Origin of the sequence: Rhodoferax sp., from assembly GCF_012927445.1 — a bacterium.
In the GTDB taxonomy this organism is placed as follows: domain Bacteria; phylum Pseudomonadota; class Gammaproteobacteria; order Burkholderiales; family Burkholderiaceae_C; genus Rhodoferax.
The window spans coordinates 219,429-232,699 of sequence record NZ_JABBPD010000008.1; the positions used below are offsets into that span (position 1 = coordinate 219,429).

The 13,271-nt window shown below is 58.3% G+C and carries 8 protein-coding genes; all 8 read right to left on the minus strand.

Annotated features, from left to right (window positions below; translation table 11 throughout):
• Nucleotides 1-2 precede the first annotated feature (2 nt).
• The 8 genes from narH to HHJ17_RS16685 all read right to left on the minus strand — a co-directional run bounded on the left by narH (nt 3) and on the right by HHJ17_RS16685 (nt 13,260).
• Entirely contained in the window at nt 3-1,526 is a 1,524-nt protein-coding gene (gene narH, locus HHJ17_RS16655) for a nitrate reductase subunit beta (protein ID WP_296499516.1), read from the minus strand.
• A gap of 11 nt (nt 1,527-1,537) precedes the next feature.
• Complete coding sequence (locus HHJ17_RS16660) at nt 1,538-5,356, minus strand: nitrate reductase subunit alpha (protein ID WP_296499518.1); 3,819 nt, start codon at nt 5,354-5,356, stop codon at nt 1,538-1,540.
• Between the two features lie 121 nt (nt 5,357-5,477).
• Nucleotides 5,478-7,106, minus strand: a complete 1,629-nt coding sequence (locus HHJ17_RS18805) for an MFS transporter (RefSeq protein WP_366557554.1) — start codon at nt 7,104-7,106, stop codon at nt 5,478-5,480.
• Between the two features lie 24 nt (nt 7,107-7,130).
• Nucleotides 7,131-8,387, minus strand: a complete 1,257-nt coding sequence (locus tag HHJ17_RS18810; protein ID WP_366557555.1) for a nitrate/nitrite transporter — start codon at nt 8,385-8,387, stop codon at nt 7,131-7,133.
• Between the two features lie 163 nt (nt 8,388-8,550).
• Nucleotides 8,551-9,258: a response regulator gene (locus HHJ17_RS16670; protein ID WP_296506577.1), complete on the minus strand. Its 708-nt coding sequence runs from the start codon at nt 9,256-9,258 to the stop codon at nt 8,551-8,553.
• Nucleotides 9,259-9,266: 8 nt separating this feature from the next.
• A complete protein-coding gene (locus HHJ17_RS16675; RefSeq protein ID WP_296506580.1) occupies nt 9,267-11,189 on the minus strand; it encodes a type IV pili methyl-accepting chemotaxis transducer N-terminal domain-containing protein in 1,923 nt (640 codons plus the stop codon).
• Between the two features lie 28 nt (nt 11,190-11,217).
• The gene (bktB, locus tag HHJ17_RS16680) at nt 11,218-12,405 is read right to left on the minus strand and encodes a beta-ketothiolase BktB (RefSeq protein WP_296506582.1); all 1,188 of its coding nucleotides are present in this window, start codon (nt 12,403-12,405) and stop codon (nt 11,218-11,220) included.
• Nucleotides 12,406-12,504: 99 nt separating this feature from the next.
• Nucleotides 12,505-13,260, minus strand: a complete 756-nt coding sequence (locus HHJ17_RS16685) for an SDR family NAD(P)-dependent oxidoreductase (RefSeq protein ID WP_296506584.1) — start codon at nt 13,258-13,260, stop codon at nt 12,505-12,507.
• Nucleotides 13,261-13,271: the final 11 nt, after the last annotated feature.

Consider the following 13,271-nt stretch of genomic DNA (forward strand, 5'->3'; position numbering starts at 1 on the left):
GTTTAAATCTCCGCCTTGATAGGAATAGTGCGACGTTTGCTGCTGCCAAAAAGACTTGGCTCGCTGGTGCCGTCAGAACAGCCGCTGCCAAACGAGAAGCCGCAGCCGCCGCGCATGTCAAAAGTGTTCTCGGCATATTCGCGGTGCGTGCTGGGGATCACAAAACGATCTTCGTAGTTGGCAATCGCCATCACGTGGTACATCTCTTCCACATCGGCCTGGGTCATTTGGACCTGGTCCAGCGCCGCCGTGTTGATGCGACCATCCACATGCTTTTCACGCTGGTAAGCCCGCATGGCCAGCATGCGCTCCAGTGCGCGCTCAACCGGTTGCGTATCACCGGCAGTCAGCAGGTTGGCCAAATACTTGACCGGAATGCGCAACTGCTTGACGTCTGGAATTTCACCGTTGATGCCCAGGTGACCTGCGTTAGCGGCAGCACTGATCGGCGACAGCGGTGGCACATACCAGACCATGGGCAGGGTGCGGTATTCGGGGTGCAGCGGCAGCGCCACTTTCCAGTCGACCGCCATTTTGTAGACCGGGCTCTTGCGGGCCGCTTCCATCCATTTGTCTGGAATGCCGTCGATACGCGCTTGTTCGATGACTTTGGGGTCATGCGGGTCAAGAAAGATATCGAGCTGGGCCTGGTACAGGTCGCGATCATGCTCCACGCTGGCCGCTTCCTGAATGCGGTCGGCATCGTACAGCAGCACGCCGAGGTAACGAATCCGGCCGACGCAGGTTTCCGAGCACACGGTGGGTTGACCGGCTTCAATGCGGGGGTAGCAAAAGATGCACTTTTCGGCCTTGCCCGATTTCCAGTTGTAGTAAATCTTTTTGTACGGGCAACCGCTGACGCACATGCGCCAGCCGCGGCATTTGTCTTGGTCAATCAGCACAATACCGTCTTCTTCGCGCTTGTAGATCGAGCCGGATGGGCAGCTGGCGACACAGGCCGGGTTCAGGCAGTGCTCGCACAACCTGGGCAGGTACATCATGAAGGTGTTTTCAAACTGGCCGTAGATATCCTTCTGGATATCGTCGAAGTTTTTGTCCTTGCTGCGCTTGGAGAATTCGCCGCCGAGAATTTCTTCCCAGTTGGGGCCCCATTCAATTTTCTCCATGCGCTGACCGGTGATCAGGCTGCGTGCGCGGGCCGTCGGTGTTGCCTTTGATTCCGGCGCCGATTGCAAATGGGCGTAGTCATAGGTGAAAGGCTCGTAGTAGTCGTCAATCTCCGGCATGTTGGGATTGGCGAAGATGCGCATCAGCAACTTCCACTTGGCACCTTGGCGTGGCTCGATCTTGCCGTTCGGTTTGCGAATCCAGCCGCCATTCCATTTCTCCTGGTTTTCCCACTCCTTGGGGTAACCGATGCCGGGTTTGGTCTCGACGTTGTTGAACCAGGCGTATTCCATGCCGGGGCGGCTGGTCCAGACGTTTTTGCAGGTGACGGAACAAGTGTGGCAACCGATGCACTTGTCCAGGTTCAACACCATGCCGATTTGAGCGCGTATTTTCATGGTCGTATTCCTTAGGCGTGGGCGGTTGTGGAGGTGTCGGCCGAGCCGGATTCGTCATCCAGCCAGTCGATCTTGTTCATTTTGCGAACCACCACAAACTCGTCGCGGTTGGTGCCGATGGTTCCGTAGTAATTAAAGCCGTAGCTGAACTGCGCGTAGCCGCCGATCATGTGGGTCGGCTTGAGCACAATGCGGGTCACCGAGTTGTGAATGCCGCCGCGAATGCCAGTAGTCTCGGCGCCCGGGGTGTTGATGATCTTTTCTTGTGCGTGGTACATCATCACCATGCCGGGATTGACCCGCTGGCTGACGATGGCCCGTGCCGCAATGGCACCGTTGATGTTGAACAGTTCGATCCAGTCGTTGTCGACAATGCCGGCTGTTTTGGCGTCGTCTTCACTCATCCACACACAGGGACCACCACGACTCAGCGTGAGCATCATCAGGTTGTCACTGTAGGTCGAGTGAATGCCCCACTTTTGGTGCGGCGTGATGAAGTTCAGCGCAATCTCGGTGTTGCCGTTGGGCTTGATGCCCTGGATACCGGCCGTCGTCTTGAGGTCGACCGGCGGACGGTAGCTGCTGAAACCTTCGCCAAAAGCCGTCATCCAGGGGTGGTCCATGTAGAACTGTTGACGACCGGTGAGGGTGCGCCAAGGAATGTTCTCATGCACATTGGTGTAGTTGGCCGTGTAGGACACGGTCTCTGACTCAATGCCACTCCAGGTTGGCGAGCTGATGATCTTGCGCGGCTGGGCCTGAATATCGCGGAACCTGATCTTTTCATCTTCGCGGTGGATCGCCAGGTGCGTGTGGTCAATTCCGGTTTGCTTGCTCAGAGCCTCCCAGGCTTTGACGGCGACGTGGCCATTGGTTTCTGGCGCCAGTTGCAGGATGACCTCGCACGCATCAATATCGGTCTCAATCTTGGGCATGCCACAGGTCACGCCCGGTTCGGTTACCAGACCGTTGAGTTCGCCCAGCTGCTTGACTTCAATCTGGGTATTCCAGTTAATGCCTTTGCCGCCGTTGCCCATCTTGTTCATCAGAGGGCCCAGGGCCGTGAATCGTTTGAACACATTGGGGTAATCGCGCTCGACCACCGCCATATTGGGCGCGGTCTTGCCGGGGATCAGATCAATCTCGCCGCGTTTCCAGTCTTGCACGCCAAATGGCTGTGCCAACTCGGCAGGGGAATCATGCATCAAGGGGGTGAGCACCATTTCGCGCTCGACGCCCAGATGGCCCACGCAAACTTCGCTGAATTTCTCGGCAAAGCCTTTGTAAATATCCCAGTCGCTGCGTGACTGCCAAGCCGGGTCCACCGCCGTCGACAGCGGGTGAATGAAGGGGTGCATGTCGCTGGTGTTGAGGTCGTTCTTCTCGTACCAGGTCGCCGTGGGCAACACGATGTCGGAATACAGGCAGGTGGTGCTCATGCGGAAGTCCATCGTGACGACCAAATCGAGCTTGCCTTCAGGCGCCTTGTCATGCCAGACCACTTCGGTCGGTTTGGCTTCATCTTTGCCCAGATCCTTGCCCTGCACGCCGTGGCTGGTGCCCAGCAGATGCTTCAGGAAATACTCATGGCCCTTGCCGCTGGAGCCCAAGATGTTGGAGCGCCACACGAACATGTTGCGCGGCCAGTTGTCAGGGTGATCCGGGTCTTCGCAGCTCATGGTCAAGGAGCCATCTTTCAAGCTCTTGACGGTGTAGTCCTTCGGGTCCATACCAGCGGCCACAGCATCGCGCACGACTTGCATGGGGTTGGTCTTCAATTGCGGTGCAGACGGCAACCAGCCCATGCGCTCGGCGCGCACGTTGTAGTCAATCATGCTGCCGCCGTAGAGTGATTTGTCAGCCAGCGGCGACAGCACTTCTTCCATGCCCAGCTTTTCGTAACGCCACTGGTCGGTGTGGGCGTAGAAAAAGCTGGTGCCGTTCATTTGCCGCGGTGGGCGCACCCAGTCCAGGGCAAAGGCGAGTGCGGTCCAGCCGGTTTGGGGGCGGAGCTTTTCCTGACCCACGTAATGCGCCCAGCCGCCGCCGCTTTGGCCGATACAACCGCACATCATCAACATGTTGATGACGCCCCGGTAGTTCATGTCAGCGTGATACCAGTGGTTCATGGCTGCGCCGATGATGACCATGGATTTGCCGTGGGTCTTGTCTGCGTTTTCCGCAAACTGGCGTGCCACGGTGATGAGCTGTTCACGCGGCGTGCCGGTGATGCGCTCTTGCCAGGCTGGCGTGTAAGGGGTGTCGTCGTCGAAGTCCTTGGCCGCCAATTCACCGGGCAGACCGCGAGCGACGCCGTAGTTGGCCACCTGCAGGTCGAACACGGTGGCCACGAGTGCTTCGCGCTGGTCGCCTTCTTTGCCCAGCGAAATGCGTTGCACCGGCACGGTGCGCACCAGCACGTTGTTGGCCGCAGCACCGCTGGCATTGTTCGGGAAATGCTCGCTCTCAATGCCGCCGAAGTAGGGGAAGCCGACCTTGGCGGTCTCAAGGCTGGGGTTTTCACCTTCCATCACCGACAGCTTGAGTTTGACTTCAGTGCCGTGGCGTGCTTCCTTGGCTTCAATATTCCATTGACCTTCATCGGCACGGCCGTCCGGTCCCCAGCGGAAGCCGATGGCGCCGTTGGGCATCACGACTTTGCCATTGTCATCAAAGGCGACGGTTTTCCATTCCGGATTATTGGCCGCGCCCAGCTTGCCATTGAAGTCAGAGGCCCGGACATAACGGTCGGGCACCATGACGGTTTCGCCGGTGGGCAGTTGGTGCTCTTTGAGCATCACCAGCATCGGCATGTCGGTGTAACGGCGCACGTAGTTATCAAAGTACGCGCTGCGCGGTTTGCCGCCATCGGGAAAGTAAAACTCTTTCAGGATCACGTGGCCCATGGCCATGGCGACCGCGGCATCGGTGCCCTGCTTGGGCTTCATCCAGATGTCGGACAGTTTGGCGACTTCGGAATAGTCGGGTGTCACCGCCACGGTCTTGGCGCCCTTGTAACGAACTTCGGTAAAGAAGTGGGCGTCCGGGGTGCGGGTTTGGGGCACGTTGGAGCCCCAGGCAATGATGAAGGTGGAGTTGTACCAGTCGGCCGATTCGGGCACATCGGTTTGCTCGCCCCAGACTTGCGGGCTGGCCGGAGGCAAGTCGCAGTACCAGTCGTAAAAGCTGATCGGCACGCCACCAATCAGCGCCAGATAGCGGCTGCCTGCCGCATACGAAACCATCGACATCGCAGGAATCGGCGAGAAGCCGATGATGCGATCGGCGCCGTGTTTCTTGATGGTGTAGACATTGGCGGCCGCCACCATTTCGTTCACTTCGTCCCAACTGGAGCGGACAAAGCCACCCAAACCGCGCACGGTTTGGTAGTCCTTGCGCTTGGCATCGGACTGGGCAATCGAGGCCCAGGCATCGACCGGGTCGTTGGAGATGCGGGCTTCACGCCACAGCTTGAGCAGGCGGCCGCGCACCATCGGGTATTTCACGCGGTTGGCGCTGTACAAATACCAGCTGTAGCTGGCGCCACGAGCGCAGCCCCGGGGTTCGTGGTTGGGCATGTCCCAACGGGTGCGGGGGTAATCGGTTTGCTGGGTTTCCCAGGTCACGATGCCGCCTTTGACATAAATCTTCCACGAGCAGGAGCCCGTGCAATTCACGCCGTGGGTGGAGCGCACGATTTTGTCGTGCGCCCAGCGGTCGCGGTAGGCGTCTTCCCAAGTACGGTCTTCACCGGTGGTGACGCCATGGTCGCCGGAAAAAGGCTCTTTGGGTTGAGAAAAATAACTGAGTCGATCCAGAAAGTGGCTCATGGGATACCTCTGTAAAAATGACGATATTTATATAAAAACAGGCTCTAACCCCCGTGTACTATGCGCAACTAGCTATAAAAATAGTAGCGTATTGGCATCATGCACATCGGAGGCTTGCGGCTTAGGGGTTCTTGATTTCCGAGCCGGCGCGCAGGTAGAACCACCAGTTCAAGACCAGGCACAGGGCGTAGAAGACAGCGAAGCCATACATCGCCATCTGTGGCGTGCCGGCTTTGATCTGGGCCCCAATCACCACCGGGGCGATGAAGGCACCGTAAGCGGCAATCGCGGAGGTCCAGCCCAGCACGGGGCCAGCCTGTTGGCGGTCGAAAATAACGCCAATGGTGCGAAACGTGGAGCCGTTGCCAATGCCGCTGGCGGCAAACAGCAGCACAAACAGCCACATGAAGGTCGCAAAGTACTGCTCAGGCGCCGCAGAACCGTAGGCTTGCATCATCACGTAGCCGACCGCGCCCGAAGCCACGACCATCACGCCCGAGATGACTTGCGTCACGATGGAGCCGCCCACCTTGTCCGAAATCCAGCCGCCAATCGGCCGCACGAGGGCGCCGACAAAGGGGCCAATCCAGGCATAGGTCAAGGCGGAAGGGGCATTGGGGTTCTTCAGGGTGTGCTGCATGACGCCCGCCATATCCGGCACGTGGCTGATGCCAAAAATCACCGTGATCGCCAGTGGCAGTGCCATGGAGAAGCCAATGAACGAACCGAAGGTCACGATGTAAAGCGCGGTCAGTGTCCAGGTGTGCTTGTTGCTGAAGATGGCGAACTGCTTGGTGATGTTTTCTTTCATCGTGCCAAAGGCCGTGAGCTTCAACACCAACAAGGTGCTGACAATGATCAGCGGCATGGCCACCCACATGTTCAGCAAGCCCAGGCCCGTCGGTTTAGGCAAGTACAAATACAGACCCAGACCGGCAGGCACGAAGGACAGGGTGTAGAGCCAAATGATCTTGAGAAAGGCGCCAATCGTGCTGCCGGTGTTGGGGGAAACCGTCTTGAGGTTATTCATGCCAAAGTAGCACAGCGCCGCCAAAGGAACCAGCGAGAGCAGCCAGGCAAAGCCAGCGTTCTGGATCCAGGTGGGGGTGCCGGCGGCAATCTTGCCGAAAATCCAGCCGCTGTCTTTGACCAGCGTCATGGGCTCGCCACCGAAACTGCCGAAGATGCTCATCGTCATCACCAGTGGGATCACGATCTGCATCGTGGTGACGCCGAAGTTACCCAAGCCGGCGTTCAAGCCCAGTGCCGTGCCCTGCAAACGCTTCGGGAAGAAGGTGCTGATGTTGGACATGGAGCTGGCGAAGTTGCCACCCCCCACGCCCGACCAGAGTGCCATCAACTGAAAGACCCAGAGCGGCCATTCAGGATGCTGCAAGGCGACGCCGGTGCCAATGGCCGGGGCCAACAACATGGCGGTGGTCAGGAAAATGGTATTGCGCCCGCCCGCCAGCCGGATCAGGAAAGAAGCCGGGATCCGCATGGTGGCGCCGGCCAGACCCGAAATCGCCGTTAAGGTGAAGAGCTCGGCCTGGGTGAACGGAAAGCCCAGATTCAACATCTGCACCGTGATGATGCCCCACATGCCCCAGACGGCAAAGCCGCACAACAGGCTGGGGACGGAGATCCACAAATTGCGATAGGCGACTTTTTTGCCCGTGGCTTCCCAAAACTCTTTGTCTTCCGGCCGCCAATCGGCGATATCAGCGCTGGATTGTGTTTTCATATTCATAGGGTTCTTTCGATAAATCTGAGTTCAGTTCTGCAGGCTGAAGGGCGCGGCGTTCTTGCCCATGACTTCGCTGCGACGCACTTCGGTCCAGTACATCCAGATCAGCGACACCCACACCACGCCATACATCAACATGAAGGCGCTGGAGCGGATGCCGGTGAGGTCCATCAGCGCACCAAACATGATCGGCAGTACAAAGCCACCCAAGCCGCCCGCCAGACCGACGATGCCGCTGATGGTGCCGATGTTGTCGGAGTAATCATTGCTGATGTATTTGAAGACGCTGGCCTTGCCAAAGGCGAAGGCAATACCCAGGATGAACATCAGGGTAGTGAATGCGTAGATGTTGAGGCCGAGGTGAAAAGTTTTCGGACCGCTGGTCGTGGCAATGGTGAAATCGGTTTGCGGGTAGCTGAGCAAGAACAGGCAAATCCAGCTGACCCACAAGACCCACCAAGTCACGCTGTGCGCGCCCCATTTGTCAGACATCCAGCCGCCGGCCGCACGCAAGACGCCGCCGGGCAACGAGAAGCAGGCTGCCAGCAAGGCGGCGGAACGGATGTCCAGTCCGAATTCGCCGACGTAGTACTGCACCATCCAGAGCGACAAGGCCACATAGCCACCGAACACAATGCTGTAGTACTGGCAGTACTTCATGACTTTCGGGTCTTTCAGCGATTTGAGCTGATCGCTGAACTTGATATGGCTCGGCACCAGGTGTGTCGGGTCGCTGTAGCTAAACAACCAGAACAGGACGACCGTCCCCAGCATGATGGCGGCATACACCTGCGGCACCATGGCCCAGCCAAAGGCGACAACCAGCGCTGGCGCGACGAATTTATTGACGGCGGCCCCTGAATTGCCGGCGCCATAAACGCCCATCGCAAAACCCTGCTGTTTCTTGGGGAACCAACGCGCCACATAAGGTGTGCCGACTGAAAATGATCCACCTGCCAAGCCCACAAACAGCCCGATGACCAGAAAGTGCCAGTAGGCGGTGGCGTAGCTCATCAACCAGATCGCCGGTATCGTGAGCGCCATCAGGAGGGCCATCACGATGCGACCGCCGTATTTATCGGTCCAGATGCCTAGTGGCACCCGAATCAGCGAACCGGTCAACACGGGAGTTGCCGTCAGCAGTCCAAATTCTGTGGCGTTGAGGCCGAGTGCCTTCTTGATTGGGATGCCAATCACCCCAAACATCATCCAGACCATAAAGCACACGGTGAAAGCGAGTGTGCTGACCATCAGCACCGAAAGTGCTTGCCCTTTTTTTGTCATGTCAAAAACTCCTTTTTTGCATGACATGACTTTAGGGGGGGCTGACCTTCTGCGGTATCCCTCTGAAGGAGCGGCGACCAGGGTAATTAGAACTACCCCGCAAGCCCTCGCCATAGTTCTGAAGAACTAGGGCGGCGTATTCGTTGTGATTGCTTGCGTTAGATCAAAGCAGACCGTGCTCGGTTGCTATGACGGCCGCATGGACGCGGGAGCTGACGTCAAGTTTGCGCAAGACGTGTTGCACGTGGATTTTGACGGTGGTTTCGGCAATGCCGTGTTGACGCGCAATTTCTTTGTTGCTGGCGCCCCGTACGATGCCACGCAAAATATCGAGTTCGCGTGGTGACAGGCTGGCAATGGACGCATTCAACGTTGTCGCCGGCACTGCTGCCGTTGTCGTGGTTGCCGCAGTTGCAGGTACTGCCGTGGTCGCTCCGCGGTAAGCGGCGACCAGCTTGCTCATCATCTCGGGGGCGACGACACTGTCGCCCTGCATGGCGCGCAAGATGGCGGCAGTCAAGTCATCGCCTTCTATGGTTTTTAAAAGGTAGCCGGCGGCACCGCCGCGCAGCGCTGCGGCGAGGTCGTTTTCATCTTCGCTGACGGTCAGCATCAGGATGCGGGCGCTAGGCGCTGCCTCGTGTAAGGCGGGCAAGGCGTCGACGCCGTGAACACCCGGCAAGTGGTTGTCCAGCAGAATGATATCGGGTTGTAGCTCCTGCGCCTTTCGCTGTGCCTGACCGGCATCCCCCGCATCCCCGATCACATTTAAACGCGGATCGCGGGCCAACAGCGCCATCAGGCCGCGCCGGAACAGCGTGTGGTCGTCCACCACCAGAATGCGAATGGACGGGAGGGCGGGTGGGGGCATGTCAGGGTTCATACGGTAGCAACGTTGGATTCACGCGTGAACGTTGTGTCCGTCGGCATCGGGTGGGCGGGCGGCGGCAGGGTGAGAATGACCGAACTGCCATGACCTGGGGTGGAGATGACGTCCAGATCAGCGCCAATGCGCTGGGCGCGCTCCGTCATGATGCGCAGGCCCACATGGGTTTCGTCGAGTTGGTCGTTATTTGGGATAAAGCCGACGCCGTCGTCACGTACCTCAAAGCGCCACTCGGGCTGCTGCTGCACATCAAGCCAGACCTGCGAAGCTCGCGCGTGCTTGCGAACATTGGACAACGCTTCCTGAACGATATGCAGCACTTGGATTTGCAGGTCGGGCGACAGTGGCATGCCTTGCCCCTGCATGCTCAGGGATGCTTTGATGCCGCTTTGGTGTTCGAATTTTCGCAGCGTAGTGGCCAGCGCGGGCTCAATGTCTTCGGCGTTGGTGCGGGTACGAAAGTGCAGTAGCAACTCACGCACATCGCCGTAGCTCTCGCGTACGCCGATATCAATTTCTTCCAGCACCTGTTTGATTTCGACGGCGTTGCCGGACTGCACTGCGTCGCGCATCAGTTGAACCTGAATTTTGAGAAATGCCAGGGATTGGGCGATGGAGTCATGAAGCTCCCGGGCCAGCAAGTGCCGCTCTTGCGAGACAGCCGCTTCTTTTTCGAGCGAATTGAGACGCAAGTTTTCCATGGCGCTGGCCAGATGGCTGCTGAGTGCTTCAAGCAGAGATCGTTCTGCGGGCGAGGGACTGACGCGGGCATGGAAAAAAAGATCGACTTCGCCCATCAGCCGTTCGTGCAGGTACACCGGAATGTTGATGACGGTTTCAAAGCCGGCCTTGGCGCAATGTTGCAACGAGGTGTCTGTCAGCGACTGGATAGGGATTACGCGCAATCCCGACACAGGGGTGGCTACGCCGCAATGACAATCCCCTTTGTCAAGGCATAGCTCCGCCTCCACCATGGAGTTCGGCAAGCCCTGCGCTGCCAGCATCAGGTAACGCTGGTTGGTTTGGCCCGACCAGCGCAACGCGACACCATCAGCGCGGGAAATCCGGGTGATGCTTTTTACAAAGCCTTGCGCCAACTCGTCCAGCGAGGTGGCTTTTGCGACCAGGGCTGTGACCTCGTACAGACTTTCCAGTCGTTCATGTTTTTCTTCAAGTTGTGCCGTTTTTTCCGCCACCTTACGTTCCAGATGGCGGTACATCGACTGCAAGTGCTCTGCCATGCCATTAAAGCCGTCCGCCAGTGTCCCAAACTCGTCACTGGTGACCCGTTCTACGCGGGCCCCAAAATCACCTGACTGAATTTTTTCAATGGCCTGTTTGAGTTGGCCAACCGGTTCCAGAACGAAAAGATACCCCGTGTAGAGTAAAACGGCAGCGCCCAAGATGGCCATGGCCAGCATGGTCATTTGCAACATGTGAAGAATGGCCGTCCAGTGCGCCATGTGGGATTCAATGCTCGTCACGAGGGCGTCGATATGTGAGGCGAAGGCGACAGTCTCTGTCCTCAATTCACTTAAAACTTTTGGCTTGACATCAATCCAGTTGGCTCGGTAGCGGGCCCAGTCTTGTTCAACGGTGGCGAACCGCGCCCGCACCGTGTTGTCCCAGGGGACAAACAACGGTCGCTCCGGGTCGCCGCTGTGCAGGACGGCCAAACTTTCGTCGAATTCCTTAACCTGTTCGGTCAGGGCACTGGAATCGCCTGTTCCAACCGAGAGGGCCATCCGGTAGGATTGCATCCGCATCCGGCCCGCTTCATTGACGGCCGCAGCGCCGCCGTCAAGTTGCCACGAGACCCACAGCGTGGCAGCGGTTGAGAGCAAAGCAAGTAGCAGGAAGGGTGCCCCCACCAGCGCCAGCTTGGCACCCAGACTCCAGTGCTTGTGAATCGTCATGGCTCAGTCCTGATTACTGTTCTGGCGGTCAGGACACGCGTTCAAAGATCGCTGCGATACCCTGACCGCCACCGATGCACATGGTGACCAGTGCATAACGACCTCCAATGCGCTCCAGTTCGTACAGGGCTTTGACCGTGATCAGCGCGCCGGTCGCTCCGATGGGATGACCCAGCGAGATGCCCGAACCGTTGGGGTTGACCTTGGCGGGGTCCAGCCCCAAGTCACGGCTAACGGCGCAGGCTTGGGCGGCAAAGGCTTCGTTGGCCTCGATCACATCAAGGTCGTGCACTGTCAGGCCGGCTTTTTTCAGTGCCAATTGCGTGGCTGGCACGGGGCCAATGCCCATGTACTTGGGGTCCACGCCAGCATGGGCGTAAGCCACCAGGCGCGCCAGCGGCTTCAGCCCACGCGCCTTGGCCGTAGCCGCTTCCATCAGCACCACGGCGGCAGCCGCATCGTTGATGCCCGACGCATTGCCGGCCGTTACGGTGCCGTTTTCCTTGATAAAGGCTGGCTTGAGTTTGGCCATGTCGGCCATTGAGCAGTTCGGGCGGAAGTGTTCATCCGTGGCATAGGCTACGTCGCCCTTTTTGCTTTTCAGCATGACGGGCATGATCTGGGATTTGAAATAACCGGCTTCAGTCGCGCGTTGGGCGCGGTTGTGGCTCTCGACCGCAATCGCGTCCTGTTCTTCGCGGGTGATGCCCCATTTTGCCGCAATGTTTTCGGCTGTCACGCCCATGTGAATGGCATGGAAGGGGTCATGCAACGCCCCCACCACCATGTCGACCATCTTGGTGTCGCCCATGCGTGCGCCCCAGCGGGCCGTCAAACTGGCATAAGGACCGCGGCTCATGTTTTCGGCACCGCCGCCAATGGCAATGTCGGTGTCGCCGAGCAAGATGCTCTGGCTGGCCGAAATGATGGCCTGCAGACCCGAGCCGCACAAACGGTTGACGTTGAACGCTGGCGTGCTTTCGGCACAGCCCCCGTTGACGGCGGCGACGCGTGAAAGGTACATGTCCTTGGGTTCGGTGTTGACGACGTGGCCAAACACCACATGGCCGACGTCTTTGCCGTCCACGTTGGCGCGTGCCAGCGATTCGCGCACGACTTGTGCCGCCAGTTCGGTGGGTGGAATGTCTTTCAGGCTGCCGCCATAGGTGCCAATGGCGGTGCGTACACCGCTGACGATCACGACTTCACGGTTCATGGGAGTCTCCAAAAATAAGAATGATGTGAGAAAAGAAATCCAGTGTGCGATAAAACGCTGATCGACATCTTACTGATCTATTGCCCACCTGCCGTGATATCAGTCACGGACATCGGCAATTGGCTGCTGGCCAAAGTCGGGGCGGGCCAGGTAAGCCAGGACTTGGGTTGCGGCCATATCCGGCGAAGTGAGTTGGTCGTTGACCTTAAGGTCAACAAAATTCTGTTTGTCCGGGAAGGCGGAGGCTTCCGCCGCGCGTAGTTGCACTTGCATAGCCGTATCAATCACGCCAGGCGCCAGGGAACAGACTTTGGCGCCCAGGGGCTTGCGTGCTTCATCCAGCGCCAGGCAACGTGTGAAGTGATCCATGCCGGCCTTGGCGGCGCAATAGCCTGCTTGAGACGCCATTGCCCGACGGCCCAGGCCCGATGAAATGTTGAGTACTTTGCGCGGTATGTTCCACGATGCTGTCGCGCCTAAAAATGCAGCAGTGAGCAGTAGCGGCGCTTCCAGGCCCACCCGCAACGCCCAACTCAGATCGATCGGATCGGACTCGCTCAAGGGGGCAACACCGGGCATGACGCCGGCATTGTTGATGAGCGTTGCGCTGACAAAGGAACCGGTCTTTTGACTTGCTAACCATTGCTTCAGCTTGGCTGCCGCATCAAGGCTTCTCTCCAGATCCAGCGGCCATTGTTCCAGTTGGCAGCCCAGTTTGGCAGCACGGGAGGCCAAGATTTCGTTGGTGTGGCGAGAGATGCAGACCAAAAAATGATCGGCGCTCAGCAACTGTTCTGCCATGGCCAGCCCCATGCCACGCGATGCACCGGTCAGTAGATAAAGGTGTTGGGTCATCTTGACTTCAG

Coding starts and splice junctions, on each gene's coding strand:
- narH (WP_296499516.1), bottom strand. CDS start 1,526: ATGAAAATACGCGCTCAAATCGGCATGGTGTTGAACCTGGACAAGTGC.
- HHJ17_RS16660 (WP_296499518.1), bottom strand. CDS start 5,356: ATGAGCCACTTTCTGGATCGACTCAGTTATTTTTCTCAACCCAAAGAG.
- HHJ17_RS18805 (WP_366557554.1), bottom strand. CDS start 7,106: ATGAATATGAAAACACAATCCAGCGCTGATATCGCCGATTGGCGGCCG.
- HHJ17_RS18810 (WP_366557555.1), bottom strand. CDS start 8,387: ATGACAAAAAAAGGGCAAGCACTTTCGGTGCTGATGGTCAGCACACTC.
- HHJ17_RS16670 (WP_296506577.1), bottom strand. CDS start 9,258: ATGCCCCCACCCGCCCTCCCGTCCATTCGCATTCTGGTGGTGGACGAC.
- HHJ17_RS16675 (WP_296506580.1), bottom strand. CDS start 11,189: ATGACGATTCACAAGCACTGGAGTCTGGGTGCCAAGCTGGCGCTGGTG.
- bktB (WP_296506582.1), bottom strand. CDS start 12,405: ATGAACCGTGAAGTCGTGATCGTCAGCGGTGTACGCACCGCCATTGGC.
- HHJ17_RS16685 (WP_296506584.1), bottom strand. CDS start 13,260: ATGACCCAACACCTTTATCTACTGACCGGTGCATCGCGTGGCATGGGG.